The following is a 15,365-nucleotide window of genomic DNA, read 5'->3' as shown; positions in this document are numbered from 1 at the left end:
ACTAATTACTAATGTCTAATGACTAATGAAGGAATAATTATTTATATAATATTCTTCATTAATTAGTCATTAGGAATTAGTCATTAGACATTAGTTTTATCATTCTCCCACATCTTTATTATTTCTTTTATGAACTTTTGATCTTCCTCAACGCCCCTTCCCCTCACCGTCAGATACCCGCCTATAAGCATGCCGTTCGCTCCGGCCATGAAAGCCATCGCCTGGTAGTCTTTAAGGATAGTCTCCCTGCCTGCGGCGACCTTGATCGTCTTGTCTTTCAATATGATCCTGAACATCGCGATAGTCCTGACAGCATCTACCGGCGTAATGTAAGTCTTTCCCTCCATCGGCGTTCCCTTAATAGGGACAAGAATATTTATCGGAACCGAATCCACGTTGAGTTCTTTTAAAAGCAAAGCCATGTCTATCCTGTCCTGCCATCCTTCTCCGAGGCCGATTATGCCGCCGGAACAGACCTGCAAGCCAACTTTTTTTGCGGCCTTAATAGTATCGATCCTTTCATCGAAAGAATGGGTCGAGACTATTTTGGGATAGAAATTGCGGGACGTCTCAATATTGTGATGGTATCTTGAAAGACCGGCTCTTTTTAATCTCAAAAGCTGACTTTCTGTTAAGGCTCCGAGTGAGGCACAGGCTATGATCCCGACGTTTACCGATATGTCTCTAATTGCGCGCTCGATTACACCGAGTTCTTCTTCTGTCAGATTGTTGCCGCTTGTAACTATCCCGAATCTTTTTGCGCCGTTCTTTTTTGCCTCAACAGCTTCACTGAACATTTTTTCTTTGGATTTTAGGCCGTAGACCTCGATCTCGGCATTATGATGGGAAGACTGGGCGCAGAACTTGCAATCCTCGCCGCACAGGCCGCTTTTCGCGTTGGTTATCGTGCAGACGTCGAGACAATTCCCCATATTGTCAGACCTGACTTTATCCGCGAGGGAAATGATCTGCGTGAGCGGCATATCGATCAGCGAACTGACGGAAGATATTTCCATTTCAGGCCTTTTGTTTTACGGGTTTATCGGGGATCTGTTATTTAGCGGCTTTCGGCTTGTCGTTCTCCGCAACAAATTTTTTGATCTCGTCGATGTTCTCGAGCAGCAGTTTTGCTTTTGACACCCCGAAGGAAAAAGGATATTTATCCTCGTCGCTCCTTCTAAGGATGAGGATCGGCTTTCCCTGGTACTCGGATCTTTCTGTAGGCATGTGTGGCTCCTTTCGGTTTGATAATAAGATTTTAGCAGATTGAATGTCTTTTATCAAATATTTTTTATTGCCGCGGTCCTGTTCGCTTCTTTTATGAGATCAATAGCCTTATCCGGTTCCATGCCTTCAGTGACATCAAAAACAGGTTTTTCTCCGCCGTTTTGCTGAATAAGACAATTACCTGCCAGAGCCGGGACCAATGAACCCAGCCCGCTTGAAACAAGCAATTCACCCATCACCGTCTTGGCCGGAGCAAGTCCGAACCAGTTAGCTGCTTCATTTATCGATTCCACCGGCCCCGCCGAAAGATGCCAGCCGTTCATGAAGAAATCCACCTGATCTACACCCAGAATTTTCCCTGTCCTTAAAAGCCGTTCCCTCAGGCTGCCTTTTTTCGCCTTTGTGGGATCGGTAGCACCGAATACATCATTCCTCATAACCGCCCAGGAGCTTGAATAACTGGATCTTGCGGCTATTGACTGGATCCTGCCCCACCAGTCCGGAAAATAAGGCGAATCGCTGGCGATCAGCATCGCTATGACCCTGCTGTTTTGGGATGTAAAATGACTTAACTGGACTGCATGAAATCCGTTAAGGATGCAGACTGTCCTTGATCCTTCAGGGGAAGGGCCGTCGATAGTGATCTTTTTTGCGTACATTCCAGGCGCTAATTTTTCCGGTTTATCGCCAGTCATCCATTTTTCCATAAGGACTTCTGCCGAAAGGTCCAGTGTTTCTATTGCCTGCTTCCCTGAAAAGACATTTTTATCTTCCGGGCTTGATCCGAATATGTCGGTAAATCTTTTTCTCGCTGTTTCCGGCAGGGCTTCGGCACCCAACCTGAATATCCTGTTTATCACTCCGTAATGTCTTTCGATAATTCCCGCGTCTTTCATAAAAGGACCGGAGACAGCAGATATAGCCTGAACCTTGTAACCGTTCCCTGCGATCGCCATCAAAGTTTTGTTGATAAAAGCCTTTGTCAGCGCTTTGTCCGTGCACAGTTCGGGCTTTAAAAGTATCACCATCTGTTTTTTTGATACCGGCAAAATGCCGTCTTCACGAATGAACGGCACGATATCTATCCTTCGCGCTGATGGTAATCTTGAAAGTTCATTGAATATGAGACCGCCTATCAGATTCCGCTTTTCCATCAATACGGATGGTTTCAGATAACCACCTGGCACTAACCTGTAAATGTTCGTTGGCACGATATATCCCCTCTGATAATAAAAATAGGATTACAATCCTTTATCGGATAATATTTGCGTGAATTTCAGTTTTTCTGGAGTTTTTCGGAAGATTCTTTGGCTTCCTGAGCGAGAAATTTTTCGATGTTCTTTTTAAGCTTATCCCTGACCTTGAGGAACTCTGCTATCCCCAGGCCGACGGGGTCTTCTGTGCTCCAGTGGATCTTCTTGTGGCCCCCGGGAACGAAAGGGCACATCTGCTTGGCATGATCGCATACTGTTATAACATAATCGAATTTCCGTCCCAGGACTTTTGACACATCTTTAGACTCGTGGCCCGTTATGTCTATCCCCGCTTCTTTCATAGCTTCTATTGCCAGCGGGTGGACGCTCGAGGGACTGACGCCCGCACTGAAGACTTCAAATCTGTCGCCTGCCATATCCCTGAGCAGACCTTCGGCCATCTGGCTCCGGCAGGAATTACCCGTGCAGATGAACAGGACCTTTTTCATGGCATAAACAATATCACTTTTTCAGGCCATTGTAAACCGTTAAAATCAATAGAATATTGACGGAATTCATGATAAGATGTCTTTTTGATGCAATGCCTAAAGAAAAAATTGGTTTTTTTACACTTTTAAAGAATATATTCAGATAGCTTTTTTTGCCTGGGTGGGATTAGGGTCTGACGGTCTTTCATCTTCCTGCTACGGTCCCCCTGAGGCATTCATCACATTGGGAAAACATCATTACCTGGGCCTGATCGTGGCGCTTATGACCGCCGCGACAATATTTATCATAAGTGAAAGTTATTCCCAGATAATAGAACTTTTTCCCCAGGGAGGCGGCGGATATATCGTCGCAAGCAAGCTTCTGTCGCCGGTCACGGGGATGATATCGGGCTGCGCGCTTCTGATAGATTATATGCTCACGATCACTCTTTCTATAGCAAGCGGGGCTGATGCCATGTTCAGTCTTCTCCCCCCGTCCTATTATCAATACAAGATCTATTTTGCACTGGCTATTTTGTTAGTGCTTATAGTACTTAATCTCAGGGGCGTAAAAGAATCTGTCCTGACCCTTATGCCGATCTTTTTACTTTTTGTAATAACACATCTGATCGTCATAATTGTCACGATCACTACACATCTGCCAAATTTCACGAGCATTGCCGCATCGACTGCTAATGATATTGCTGCCACGAGGCATGAGATCGGCATGTTCGGTTTGTTAGTGCTCTTATTGCGTGCTTTCAGTATGGGAGCCGGAACATATACGGGAATAGAGGCTGTCAGCAACGGGCTGCCTATCCTCAGGGAACCGAAGGTCAAGACCGCCAAGAACACGATGAAATATATGATGATATCTCTCGCGACAGTCGTATTAGGTCTTATGCTCGGTTATACCCTTTTTAATATCCAGCCGGCATTCGGGAAGACGCTCAATGCGGTTCTTTTTGACAGGATCGCCGGGAGCTGGGGTTTGCCGGGATATATTTTCATCCTGTTGACCCTTATTTCGGAGGGAGCGATACTTTTTGTGGCCGCGCAGACCGGGTTCATCGACGGCCCGAGGGTACTTTCCAATATGGCCATCGACCGCTGGGCCCCTAAAAGGTTTGCCCTTTTGTCGGACCGGCTCGTCACGATGAACGGCATACTTATAATGGGTGTCGCATCTTTCATCCTTATGGCCGCGACTAACGGTTCCGTGGTATATCTGATAGTCCTTTACAGCATCAACGTTTTTATAACGTTCTGCCTTTCACAGCTCGGGATGGTAAGGTACTGGTGGGTTGCGCGAAAAAGGCTCCGAGGCTGGTTTAAAAAACTTCTGGTGAACGGGATCGGACTTTCAATAACGGCTTTTATATTGACGACCGTCATAATCGTCAAGTTCCATGACGGAGGCTGGATCACCCTTGTAATAACAGGTTCGGTCGCGATCCTGATGTTCCTGATAAAGAAAAACTACGAACAGACAGACAATCAGGTCAAAAGCCTTGATAGGATGGTCGATGAGGTCGAGGCATTGAACCCGGTTCCCGGCATCCCCGTAGTGCCTGAAAGTTCAAGGGAATTTGACCCTCGCAATAAAACAGCAATCATACTTGTAAAGGATTTTACGGGAATAGGGATCAAGACAGTACTCAGCATATTCCGCTCGTTCGGGAGTACTTTTAAGAACGTTGTGTTCGTCCAGATGGGCCTGATCGACGCGTCTGCTTTCAGGGGACATGACCAGGTTGAAAAAGTTGAACGGAAAGTCAAGATGGAACTCGACAGGTACATCGAACTTGTCCGTCGGCACGGTTACCATACGGAAGGGTTTGCTTTGTCCGGCATCGATACTGTAGCTGAACTTGAGAAGATCGCCCCGAAGATAATCAAAAAATATCCGAACGCGACCTTCTTCGGAGGGCAGGTCATTTACCCAAACGAAACTTTCTTCACAAAATTCATGCACAACTATACATTGTTCACCATACAGAAACATCTTTACGCCGAGGGTATTCCTCTGTTTATCCTTCCTATCGAAGTGTAGTCTTTTTGTAAAAATATTTTTATGCTATCATTAAATCTCATTGATATTTTTTGTGGAGGTATAAGATGAAGCCCAGGTTCAAAGGCAGGATACTTATGATCGGCTGCGGGTTCGTCGGAAGGTGCACAGTCCCTCTTATCTTAAAACATATAGATGTCCCCGCTGAAAAAGTTACAGTCATAGATTTTGTCGACAACAACAAGTGGATAAAAGAATCCGTCAAATCCGGAGTAAAGTTTAAAGTCGATAAAATCACACGCAAGAACTTAAAAACAAAACTTGCCCAGTATGTCGGCCCGGGAGACATGATAATAGACCTCGCCTGGAACATTGACTGCTGCGAGATACTTCAGTGGTGCCATGACCATGGAGTGATGTACATAAACACGTCTGTCGAGCTCTGGGACCCGTATGAGGGCGCAAAAGACAAGCTCCCGACAGACAGGACGCTCTATGTGAGGCACATGGCTATCAGGGAGATGGTAAAAGGATGGAAGACAAAAGGAGCGACAGCTGTCATCGAACACGGCGCCAATCCGGGACTCGTATCGCATTTTACAAAAGCAGGGATAGAAGACATCGCAAAAGCTTTGATAAAGAAAAAACCGAAAGATAAAAGAATGCCGTTAATAAAGAAATATCTGAAAGACGGGGACTTTCCAAAACTCGCGATGCTCCTCGCGATAAAAGTGGTCCATATCAGCGAAAGGGATACGCAGATAACGGACAGGCCCAAAGAAGTGAATGAATTCGTCAACACCTGGAGCGTTGAAGGTTTCAGGGAAGAAGGCATCGCTCCGGCTGAAATGGGATGGGGTACGCACGAAAAAAANNNTTCCCATAATGGCGGGCCCGGAAACCAGATCTGCCTTTCACAGATGGGAATAAAGACCTGGGTCAGGAGCTGGGTACCGTGCGGTGAAATAACAGGGATGGTAGTGCGCCACGGCGAAGCTTTTACAATATCCGACCATCTGACCGTCCGGGAGAAAGGAAAGCCTGTTTACCGGCCAACGGTCCATTATGCCTACTGCCCTGCCGACGTCGCCATCAATTCTCTGCACGAGCTTGAGATGAGGCAGTTCGATCTTCAGGAAAACCAGAGGGTACTTACCGATGAGATAATCAGCGGCCGCGATGAGCTCGGCGTCCTTATAATGGGACATGATTTCAAGTCGTGGTGGGTCGGATCGCTTTTGGACATCCATGAATCAAGGGAACTTGTGCCTAACCAGAACGCGACGACCCTTCAGGTAGCATGCTCAGTCATCGCCGCGGCTGTCTGGATGATAAAGAACCCCAAAGAAGGCGTCCGGGTGCCTGACGATCTGCCTTACAAAGATATCCTGTCAGTGGCAAAAGAATACCTCGGGCCTTTCGTTTCGACCCCTGTAGACTGGACACCGTTAAAAACAAGGGTAGCCCTGTACCAGAATTATAATGATGTAAAGTTCGATCAAAGCGACCCGTGGCAGTTTGGGAATTTCTTGATACAATGAAAAAAAAGCAAATAGAATCGGTCATACGCAGGTTCACCAAAAAGCACCCTACCCCGTTAATGCTCGTCAGCAAGAGCATATTAAAGAACCAGTACGACCTGTTTAAAAAACACCTTCCGGGAGTTGAACCGTTCTACGCCATCAAAGCAAACCCGGACCCAGAAATAATAAAGTTCTTCATCAGTCTTGGCAGCGGGTTCGACGTCGCGTCCGGCAATGAGATGAAGCTTGTGCTGGGCCTCGGTGCGAAGCCCGAAAAAGTGATATTTGCCAATACGATCAAATCCCAAAAAGATTTGGAGTTTTCCGGAAAAAACAGCGTCAAATTCATGACCTTCGACAACGAACCCGAGATCTACAAAATAGCCAAGTACTGCCCCGGCGCGAAAGTCCTGGTCCGCATAAAAGTCGCCAACGTCGGGAGCATCGTTGAGCTTTCGCTCAAGTTCGGGGCTGATCCCGAGCAGGCCGTGCATTTTCTTAAAAAAGCAAAGAACCTCGGGCTGAAACCGATGGGTGTCGCTTTCCATGTCGGCTCCCAGTGCCTGGACGCGCACAATTACATCCAGGCGCTTGAGATGAGCGCCGCGATCTTTAAAGAAGCAAGCAGGAACGGTCTCAGCCTTTCCGTGCTTGATATCGGCGGCGGCTTTCCGATAAAACACTTTGACAGCGACGGCCATATCGACTTTAAATCTCTCGCGTCAAAGATAAAACGCGAGATGAAAAGGCTTTTTGACAAGAACGTCAGGGCCATAGCCGAACCGGGAAGGTTTTTCGCAGGCCCTGCGGGCACTCTTGTCACAAGCGTGGTGGGCAGGACTTTCAGGAACAATAAGAACTATTATTATCTCGATGACGGGGTCTACGCGGATTTTTCCGGGATAGTATTTGACCACTGCAAGTACCAGTTCAACGCCCTGAAGCGCGGCCAGAAATTTCTGAGCACTCTTGCCGGACCGACCTGCGATTCTTTTGATACTATTTCTCAGAGTGTGGAACTGCCCGAGCTTGATGTGGGTAATATGGTTTATGTCAAAAATATTGGCGCTTATTCTTCCGCAAGCGCTGTCCCCGGTTTTAACGGATTTCCTCCCGCCAAAATATTATTGGTTTAAAGACTGCGTCCGTCCCATATCATCTCGTTATATTCCCTTATCATTCTCTGTGTGGAAAAATAAGCTGATTGTTCTATGCAGTTGATCATCATGTCGACCCATCCGGAATCTTCAAGCCTGATCTTTTCCGTCAAAGTGTCGTAATAAAGCTTTACCATCCCGTCGAGTGAGTCATAAAGCGCGGCTGAATCCTCTTTCATCTTCAGGTCCGACTCCGAACCTATCTCGCCCTCCTTCGGGACATAACCGAATATTTTTCCAATGTTCTTATCGGCGGCCTCAACTATCCAGCCATCCAGAGTGCTCAGTTGTATGACCCCGTTCACGATCGCCTTCATACCGGAAGTCCCGGACGCCTCGAACGGCGGAAGCGGGTTGTTAAGCCAGACATCTACTGAACTGGTGAGCATCTTTGCAAAATATGTATCGTAATTTTCAAGGAAGCATACACGGAGGATCTTTCTCTGGCCGCCGAGGCGGTTTATCTTTTCCATCAATTCATCCATATGGAGCGACGCGGGAGTGTCCGCGGGATGCGCTTTCCCGGCGATCAGGACCTGGACAGGCCCTGTATCTCTGGCGATCGAGATAAGCCTGCTGACGTCATGAAAAAGCAATGTCGGCCGCTTATATCCCGCGAACCGCCTTGCCCATGCGATAGTGAAGGTGTTCGGATCGAAGAACCATGACTTCAGATATTTTGAAAGTGTTTCTTTATTCTGCCTGTGAGCTGCAAGAAGTTCTTTCCTGAAAACTACATCGTTCTTTAACGACGCGACGTTCTTCAGAAGCACCGGATCGGCTTCAAAGTCCCCTATCCTGTCCTTGTATTTTTTCAGCATGTCCCTGATGCTGTCGGACATCCAGGTGAAAGTGTGCACTCCGTTGGTTATGCTCCTGATCTTGCCGGCATACTGCGGGAACTGCAGCCTTGTGACTTCGCCGTGCTTTTGCGAGACTCCGTTCACGTTTTTCGCATTCATTGCAAGTATCGTCAGGTTAGCCTGCGAAGGATTTTTCAGGTCCCTGCCGTGTTCCCTCAATATCGCGGCCTTCTCCTCACCCAGAGCCGCTTCTATCTCCTGAAAATTGAAGCGGTCATGTCCCGCTTCCACCGGAGTGTGGCAGGTGTAGGCAAAATTATCTTTTACCGCATCCAGACCGCCTTTTTGCGCCTTTTCAAGAAAGGCGAGAGCGGCATGCCCCTCGTTCAGATGGTATTTTTTTACAGAGTAGCCCAGGGTTTCGAGTGCTTTCATCCCTCCGATACCGAGTATCATCCTCTGCGCGATCTTTATCCAGTTGTTATTGCTCCTGTAGAGCTGGTCGGTAAGTTCTCTCAGGTATTCGGGATTTTCCACACAGTTAGCGTCCAGCAGTATCAGCGGGACTACGTTCTTCAGGTCATAAGAATATATGTAATATTTCCATAATTTCAATTTCAATTTCGCGCCGCTTAGCTCTATCTCGACGGTCTTTTCAAGCGGTATTAGCCCTGGATACGAGTAAGGGTCCCATGTTGTCTCTTCGGGGAACTGGCCGCCGCCTTTGAACCAGAACTTCTGCTTGAAGTATCCTTTATGCCAGAGTATCCCGATACCTGTCAGAGAAATACCTAGATCAGCCGCCGATTTTAATGCGTCGCCCGCCAGGACCCCGAGGCCTCCGCTGTATAAAGGCAGGTCAAGTATCTTGTCCACTTGCAAAGTATGATAATAATCCATCTGCATCATGTTCGAGAAGATCTCATGTTTTCTCGACATGTTGGATTCGGCGATCTTGTTCTTTGTTTTGAAAGTGTGGTAGATGCTGGGGCCGAGCCCGAATTCCATGGAGAAATATGCTACGGAAGGAGTTTCCTTTGAAACTAGCCTGTTCTCGGCATCTATTACCGTCTGCAGGGGATACCCGAAGAACTCCGAAGCCGTGATGTCCTTTACATGCCTTTCGTCGTTCTTATCAATACCGATCAGTTCCAGGATATTGTTGTCCACTATATTTTTTATTCTATAATAAACCGGGGTGAAAAAGCAAATATTTTCAAAAAGAAACCCGTGATCGCTTGACCACGGGTCCTTTAAAATTACTGTAAGCTATGTCAGTGTGAGATCATGCTGACCGGTTTTAATAAATCTTCAAGCACAAAACATACGCCCGGAATTTGTGTCCCGAAAGTTGACGGCACATGGATGTTCCGTTCTGCTAATCCGAACGTCATATGTACGGCCAATTTTTGCCAAGTCGCGACCATTCCCGGACGGCCCGGCTGACAGAGTGCGCCATCACATCCGCCGATGATATAGTCGGAGCTTAGGATTTGCCATGGCCCGATAGTATTGGCATACGCGGGGATACCGAAGATATCGGAATCAGCGCTTGTCAGGATATTCTGCATAATTGTCATAACGCTTAGCGGCATCCCAAGAACATATTGGACCCTCTTCCAATCTTCCGCATTATTTCTTACGACCCTTGCCAAATGCTCTTCAATAAACGCAAGGTGCGTTATCTGACCGATACCGTGCACCACAACCTTTTTATATTCTTTGCCCTCCGACTTTGCTTGTGTTTTTCTTGCGGCCATAAGCTCTGCATATCTTGGCAGCATGTCTCTAGTTGCAAAATGGTTTGCGGCAAATTTGTTATTTAGACGGCTGAAGAAGGCTCTGCCCATCGCATACTGGAATGATTCTCCGACAACTATTGGCGTCCCGTTTTTGCGGGCCCATTCATCCATATTCCAGGTTTCTGTTCTGTCGAGCGGTGTTTTCCACTCATTAAGCCTCGCGACCGTGTATTCGTATTGCCCCATAGGTCCAACAGGCAGAATGATATCCAGAAAGCTGCCTTTTCCCGCTTCTTGATGAATGACTGCTGCAAGAGCATCACCCATCCTCTTATCATGCGCTACAACATCAGGCACTGATTCGACCCGATAATCCGGGTTCCAACCCTTTCCCTCCGGGCTGGTCAAAGCTTCTTTGCCCATCGCTCCGACCGCTGCTATTGTTTTCTGCATTTCCGGTGTCCGCCAAGGGGCCGGGATGATCGCTCTCCTCGCGGCAGCGCCCATGATAACATCTGACACATTTCTGAGCCCGCCTCTTGTTATTTTTCCTTCTATTACTGATACGGTCATTTTATTTTCTCCTTTACATATTTATTTTTCGCACAATAATATCTCGATGCTTATTTCCGGAAATTTCACTATATTTTAAAATAATAAAAAAAGGCCATTAAGGCCGCTTTTGTTCATTCGTGATCGGATATTTTGTATTGTTTGTGTATTGGTGCTTGTTTATTGTGTATTATTCTTTAATCTTCAGACTTCATTCACATCCCGTATCAGCTGCCCCCAGTACTTTTTAGAGCCCCATTCCGGAAAATGAGTTTCAAACCCGGGGTCTTCTTTCTGGACAGCACACCATGACGCGAAGTGTATCATCCTCATCGCCTGTAAATAAGGTATTAGCCGCAGTGTATTACTATCAAACTCATAAAAAGTCCCATAACCTTTAAGAAACCAGTCTATTTCGTTCCGGCAGTTCTCGACTTTGTCAGGGAGCAGCATCCACATGTCCTGCACGGGAGGTCCGACGCACATATCATCGAAATCTACGATAAATGTCCCCTCTCCGGGCCTGTGGATGAAATTGCCCATATGGATATCGCCGTGAAGCTTTATCATTGAAGTATTCTCGAACATTCCGGCAGCTTTTTTGATGAATTGATCCACGCAAAGGTCAAAAGCCTTTTTAAAATCTTCCGGCACAACATTTGTCAGGTCGAGGACCTCAAGATGATGCTTTGTCGCTGTATCCGGCCTCCATATTATCCTTTTTGAATCTTTTGTCCTTGAGCCGGCAAGATGCATTTTGCCTATCAGCTGCCCGATATTGATCCAGCCCTCTTTATCGAATTCGTCCAGCGCCCTTCCTCCCATCTTTGGGAATACCGCGAAGCAGATCCCTTCATGCTCAAAAAGCGTCTTGCCCCTGATCATTACAGGAGGAATGACATGGTTATCCAGACCGTAAAGATTTTTTATGAAAGCATGCTCTTCAAGTATCTGTTTCTCTGTCCAGCGTTTAGGCCTGTAAAATTTCACAATGAGCCGTTTCTTGGAAAGTTTTTCCTCGAGCTCGAATACCCTGTTGATATAACTGTTCCTCTTAAGAAGAAGTCCGCTAAGTTCTGATCCTGTCACATTCTGAACAGCATTTATCACGCTGTCGTGCGTCAATTTTTCCCATGCGTTGCTCATGACATAATACTAGCATTATTCTGGTAACGGATTTTATGTGAAATTCCTTGTTTTTTTCATCGATAATTTATTGTAGAACGAAAACAGCAATATATAAGGAATAAATAAAATGGCAAATGTCACTTTCGGACAGTTTCTAAGAACATCGCCGGGCCTTCCGGAAGCCTGGAGAAGATATAACTCGGGAAGAGGCGATGTCCCCCAGATACACGACAGAAAGATGCACGTCGATACCGCCGTCGCACTTGCATGCATGCTGCCAAGACGCATTGTATTTGGCCAGCTCAGATTGGCTCCTATTTCCCGTGAAAGGGCGCTTGAATTATTTAAGAGCCCGCATATGCCCGGCATTGTCGCGCTAGAGATACTTCACAATTGCAGGGACGGAGACCGACCGATACCGATCCTGGAGTCAAGTGACTTCAATGATCTCGGATTAAATAAATATGGGGTGCTTAGTGCTGAGCCTAAACAAATCAGCCCGCATTGTATTTTTGATATCTTACGTCGTTTTGAACGGTCCAGCGCAAGTTCAAAACTCGATCACCAAAAAGCAGCCGAATGGCTTAACAAGCCCTCGACCGAAATGAGCGTTTCTACCAGGATCGAAGCTCTTAATTTGATCAGACAAACATACGGAGAAGAAGATTTTGTAACGACTTTAAAAAACATGCGTCCTCTTTCCGCACTTGAATACTGGTGCATGTCAAGGTTTCACGTCGGCATGGTTGACGCGCACCTGTTCGGCTGGGTGCAATTCGGCGAATAATATCCAAAAGGCATCTTCTTAAATAACTTCCTTTGTCGAAACAAGAAAAGTAAAAGGAAACTTTGACTTACTATGATATCTTTTCTATAATGATATTATGAATAAAAAAATACTGATCGCCATCATATTTATATTTGTTTTATCGGCCAATATCCTTGCCGCACAGAAAGGAAACCACAAGATGTATGCAGTATTTGAAACGAGCATGGGGAATATAACCTGTGAACTGTATCCGGAACAGGCCCCTCTGACGGTAAAGAACTTTGCGGGGCTTGCTAAGGGGGAGATCAAGTGGATCGATCCTAAGACAAAAGAAAGCACGGAGAGGCCGCTTTATGACGGAACAATATTCCACAGGGTCATACCGGATTTCATGATACAGGGCGGAGACCCTCTCGGCCTCGGTATAGGCGGCCCCGGCTACAGGTTTGAGGATGAAATAGATCCCACGCTCAATTTTGACAAAGCAGGAATGCTCGCTATGGCAAACTCGGGACCGAATACGAATGGTTCCCAGTTCTTCATAACAGTCGCCCCTACCCCGTGGCTTACGGGACTCCACACGATATTCGGAAAGGTCATAAAAGGACAGGACATCGCCGATAAAATATCTGTCGTCTCTGCCGTTTCGGATAGACCCGTGAAGCCGGTGGTATTAAAGAAAGTGACTATTAAGTAGTCGAGGATGGCTCTAAAAGTATCAGTTCACATTAAGTCTTGAATAGAATCCAAACGCAAGAAAATATTTTTTCCACAGCTCGTCAGTCGAACCGTACTGGTTGTCGAACCAGATAAAATCCACAAAGGCTTCCCTCGTCCTTGTAAGCTCCCTTAACCTTTTAAGGTTCTTCGGGTCTGTTATTGTGAGGTCAAAAAGTTCAATGGCTCTTTCAAAAGCCATGTCTCTGTTCTTGGCATCTCCTTTGTTCTTCCGATTAATGGTCCTTTCGACCTCGCTGCCGATATTACCCATCTGCTCGCAGAGCCTTAAACTATGCCATCGTCCGGAAGCAAGGTCTTTGTGACGGATCGTCATTTTTTCACCAGTTTATTGATTATCTCCGTGATCTTTGCCCTTATTTCCTTATCTTCGACGCCTCTGCTCCTGTTGCCGCGGTTCGGCCTGATATTGATCATCGAATCGTATTCTATGAAATCCTCTTTTTTTTGACCGGGATACAGGTTGATCCCCCACAGATCGCACTGATCGGACCCGTTCTCGATCAGATAAGCTTCCATATCCGCGTGTAACTCGGCGTCAACCGCCGCTATATCTTTTTTTACGTCGACCACGGCTTTTACCATATTGCCGAACATCATCTTTGCCATGCCATCCAGCTCGCTGACCGATATCTTGTCCCGTACTATTTTCATACTAAAATTATACCACTTCGTGAAATATCTGCGCTGTCTTTAATTCAAGAAATCTGAAATATTCGTGAGGCAATCAGCCTTAAGAAATTCGTGCCATTCGCGACAACACCAAAAAATAACCCGGCCCTTCGACTACGCTCAGGGCAAGCATCTATCCTCCTTCGCCCTTCGGGCTTCGGCGGACAAGCCTATCCATCGAAATGTTTTGTTTCAATTCGCGAGGCTATCAGCTTTAAAAGTTCGAGTGATTCGCGACAAAAGCAAAAAATAACCCGGCATCTACCTACTCTCCCTGGCCTCAGGGACCAAGTACCATCGGCCTTGGAGGTCTTAACTTCTGTGTTCGGAATGGGAACAGGTGTTGCCCCTCCAGTAAGGACACCGGGATATTTTTCTCTTAGACGGTCAAGTCTAAGCTTTTCTAAATAAGGTAATCTCCTGCGCTAAATAGTGACAGTGGAACAAGACTCTCGATCGATTAGTACTGGTCAGCTGAATCCCTTGCGGGACTTACACCCCCAGCCTATCAAACATGTGTTCTTCATGTGATCTTACAACCATAAAGGTTGGGAAACATTATCTTGTGGTGGGCTTGACACTTAGATGCTTTCAGCGTTTATCCCGACCAGACATAGCTACCCAGCGTTTGCCGTTGGCACGACAACTGGTACACTAGAGGTCTGTCCGTTCCGGTCCTCTCGTACTAGGAACGGCTCCACTCAAGTTTCCTGCGCCTGCACCGGATATGGACCGACCTGTCTCACGACGGTCTGAACCCAGCTCACGTACCGCTTTAATGGGCGAACAGCCCAACCCTTGGGACCTTCTCCAGCCCCAGGATGCGACGAGCCGACATCGAGGTGCCAAACCTCCTCGTCGATGTGAACTCTTGGAGGAGATCAGCCTGTTATCCCCGGGGTAACTTTTATCCGTTGAGCGATGGCCCTTCCATTCAGAACCACCGGATCACTAAATCCTACTTTCGTATCTGCTCGACATGTACGTCTCGCAGTTAAGCTCCCTTATGCTTTTGCACTCTACGCTTGATAACAACCAAGCTGAGGGAACCTTTGAACGCCTCCGTTATCTTTTGGGAGGCGACCGCCCCAGTCAAACTGCCCACCTAACTCTGTTCCTCGGATTACACATCCAAGGTTAGAATTCCAACACGACCAGAGTGGTATCTCACTAATGGCTCCACCCGATCTAACGACCGGGTCTCATAGCCTCCCACTTATGCTGCACGGATCACATCGAAACTCAAAGTTAGGATACAGTAAAGCTCCACGGGGTCTTTCTGTCCTGGTGCAGGTAATCCGTGTCTTCACGGATATCCCAATTTCGCCGAGTCCCTCTTCGAGACAGCGCTTCTATCATTAC

General features: G+C 46.8%; 14 protein-coding genes and 2 rRNA genes. 5 read left to right on the top strand and 11 right to left on the bottom strand.

Features of this window, described 5'->3' with window-relative positions:
* Positions 1–83: 83 nt before the first annotated feature.
* The 4 genes from bioB to NTZ10_00140 form a co-directional block, all read right to left on the bottom strand.
* A complete protein-coding gene (gene bioB / locus NTZ10_00155; GenBank protein ID MCX5748648.1) occupies positions 84–1,016 on the bottom strand; it encodes a biotin synthase BioB in 933 nt (310 codons plus the stop codon).
* 37 nt (positions 1,017–1,053) lie between these two features.
* Complete coding sequence (locus tag NTZ10_00150) at positions 1,054–1,227, bottom strand: hypothetical protein (GenBank protein MCX5748647.1); 174 nt, start codon at positions 1,225–1,227, stop codon at positions 1,054–1,056.
* 53 nt (positions 1,228–1,280) lie between these two features.
* Positions 1,281–2,438: a hypothetical protein gene (locus NTZ10_00145; protein ID MCX5748646.1), complete on the bottom strand. Its 1,158-nt coding sequence runs from the start codon at positions 2,436–2,438 to the stop codon at positions 1,281–1,283.
* Between the two features lie 65 nt (positions 2,439–2,503).
* Positions 2,504–2,929: an arsenate reductase ArsC gene (locus NTZ10_00140; GenBank protein MCX5748645.1), complete on the bottom strand. Its 426-nt coding sequence runs from the start codon at positions 2,927–2,929 to the stop codon at positions 2,504–2,506.
* A 223-nt stretch (positions 2,930–3,152) separates the two neighbouring features.
* Between NTZ10_00140 and NTZ10_00135 the strand changes: the two genes are divergently transcribed.
* From NTZ10_00135 to NTZ10_00125, 3 genes are all read left to right on the top strand, one after another.
* The gene (locus NTZ10_00135; protein ID MCX5748644.1) at positions 3,153–4,961 is read left to right on the top strand and encodes an APC family permease; all 1,809 of its coding nucleotides are present in this window, start codon (positions 3,153–3,155) and stop codon (positions 4,959–4,961) included.
* A 65-nt stretch (positions 4,962–5,026) separates the two neighbouring features.
* Complete coding sequence (locus tag NTZ10_00130) at positions 5,027–6,460, top strand: saccharopine dehydrogenase NADP-binding domain-containing protein (GenBank protein ID MCX5748643.1); 1,434 nt, start codon at positions 5,027–5,029, stop codon at positions 6,458–6,460.
* Positions 6,457–7,578 carry a type III PLP-dependent enzyme gene (locus tag NTZ10_00125; protein MCX5748642.1) on the top strand — a complete coding sequence of 374 codons (1,122 nt, stop codon included), beginning with the start codon at positions 6,457–6,459 and terminating at the stop codon, positions 7,576–7,578. The genes NTZ10_00130 and NTZ10_00125 overlap by 4 nt, the downstream gene beginning before the upstream one ends.
* Here the strand turns inward: NTZ10_00125 and glgP are convergent.
* From glgP to NTZ10_00110, 3 genes are all read right to left on the bottom strand, one after another.
* Complete coding sequence (gene glgP / locus NTZ10_00120) at positions 7,575–9,572, bottom strand: alpha-glucan family phosphorylase (GenBank protein ID MCX5748641.1); 1,998 nt, start codon at positions 9,570–9,572, stop codon at positions 7,575–7,577. The genes NTZ10_00125 and glgP overlap by 4 nt on opposite strands.
* Positions 9,573–9,676: 104 nt before the next feature.
* On the bottom strand, positions 9,677–10,717 hold the full coding sequence (locus NTZ10_00115; protein ID MCX5748640.1) for a hypothetical protein: 1,041 nt from the start codon (positions 10,715–10,717) through the stop codon (positions 9,677–9,679).
* A 183-nt stretch (positions 10,718–10,900) separates the two neighbouring features.
* Positions 10,901–11,842: a serine/threonine protein kinase gene (locus tag NTZ10_00110; protein ID MCX5748639.1), complete on the bottom strand. Its 942-nt coding sequence runs from the start codon at positions 11,840–11,842 to the stop codon at positions 10,901–10,903.
* Between the two features lie 109 nt (positions 11,843–11,951).
* Between NTZ10_00110 and NTZ10_00105 the strand changes: the two genes are divergently transcribed.
* Positions 11,952–12,611 carry a hypothetical protein gene (locus tag NTZ10_00105; protein MCX5748638.1) on the top strand — a complete coding sequence of 220 codons (660 nt, stop codon included), beginning with the start codon at positions 11,952–11,954 and terminating at the stop codon, positions 12,609–12,611.
* A gap of 97 nt (positions 12,612–12,708) precedes the next feature.
* Positions 12,709–13,290, top strand: a complete 582-nt coding sequence (locus NTZ10_00100) for a peptidylprolyl isomerase (protein ID MCX5748637.1) — start codon at positions 12,709–12,711, stop codon at positions 13,288–13,290.
* A 21-nt stretch (positions 13,291–13,311) separates the two neighbouring features.
* On the opposite strand, the gene NTZ10_00095 is transcribed toward NTZ10_00100, so the two are convergent.
* The 4 genes from NTZ10_00095 to NTZ10_00080 all read right to left on the bottom strand — a co-directional run.
* On the bottom strand, positions 13,312–13,647 hold the full coding sequence (locus tag NTZ10_00095; protein ID MCX5748636.1) for a hypothetical protein: 336 nt from the start codon (positions 13,645–13,647) through the stop codon (positions 13,312–13,314).
* Positions 13,644–13,985, bottom strand: a complete 342-nt coding sequence (locus NTZ10_00090) for a DUF5674 family protein (GenBank protein MCX5748635.1) — start codon at positions 13,983–13,985, stop codon at positions 13,644–13,646. The genes NTZ10_00095 and NTZ10_00090 overlap by 4 nt, the downstream gene beginning before the upstream one ends.
* A gap of 270 nt (positions 13,986–14,255) precedes the next feature.
* Positions 14,256–14,371: ribosomal RNA gene (gene rrf, locus NTZ10_00085) — 5S ribosomal RNA — on the bottom strand.
* A 71-nt stretch (positions 14,372–14,442) separates the two neighbouring features.
* Positions 14,443–15,365, bottom strand: a 23S ribosomal RNA gene (locus NTZ10_00080); the annotation flags it as partial.

The sequence above is a fragment of the Candidatus Saganbacteria bacterium genome (genome assembly GCA_026387835.1).
In the GTDB taxonomy this organism is placed as follows: Bacteria; Margulisbacteria; WOR-1; order JAKLHX01; family JAKLHX01; genus JAPLKZ01.
The sequence above is the reverse complement of the archived record's forward strand: the minus strand, read 5'-3'. Positions and strand labels throughout refer to the sequence as shown.

What these genes read in the sequence shown, in the direction of transcription:
- NTZ10_00110 (MCX5748639.1), bottom strand. Translation starts at nt 11,842, where the DNA reads ATGAGCAACGCATGGGAAAAATTGACGCACGACAGCGTGATAAATGCT.
- NTZ10_00100 (MCX5748637.1), top strand. Translation starts at nt 12,709, where the DNA reads ATGAATAAAAAAATACTGATCGCCATCATATTTATATTTGTTTTATCG.
- NTZ10_00090 (MCX5748635.1), bottom strand. Translation starts at nt 13,985, where the DNA reads ATGAAAATAGTACGGGACAAGATATCGGTCAGCGAGCTGGATGGCATG.
- NTZ10_00125 (MCX5748642.1), top strand. Translation starts at nt 6,457, where the DNA reads ATGAAAAAAAAGCAAATAGAATCGGTCATACGCAGGTTCACCAAAAAG.
- NTZ10_00105 (MCX5748638.1), top strand. Translation starts at nt 11,952, where the DNA reads ATGGCAAATGTCACTTTCGGACAGTTTCTAAGAACATCGCCGGGCCTT.
- NTZ10_00150 (MCX5748647.1), bottom strand. Translation starts at nt 1,227, where the DNA reads ATGCCTACAGAAAGATCCGAGTACCAGGGAAAGCCGATCCTCATCCTT.
- bioB (MCX5748648.1), bottom strand. Translation starts at nt 1,016, where the DNA reads ATGGAAATATCTTCCGTCAGTTCGCTGATCGATATGCCGCTCACGCAG.
- NTZ10_00115 (MCX5748640.1), bottom strand. Translation starts at nt 10,717, where the DNA reads ATGACCGTATCAGTAATAGAAGGAAAAATAACAAGAGGCGGGCTCAGA.
- NTZ10_00095 (MCX5748636.1), bottom strand. Translation starts at nt 13,647, where the DNA reads ATGACGATCCGTCACAAAGACCTTGCTTCCGGACGATGGCATAGTTTA.
- NTZ10_00140 (MCX5748645.1), bottom strand. Translation starts at nt 2,929, where the DNA reads ATGAAAAAGGTCCTGTTCATCTGCACGGGTAATTCCTGCCGGAGCCAG.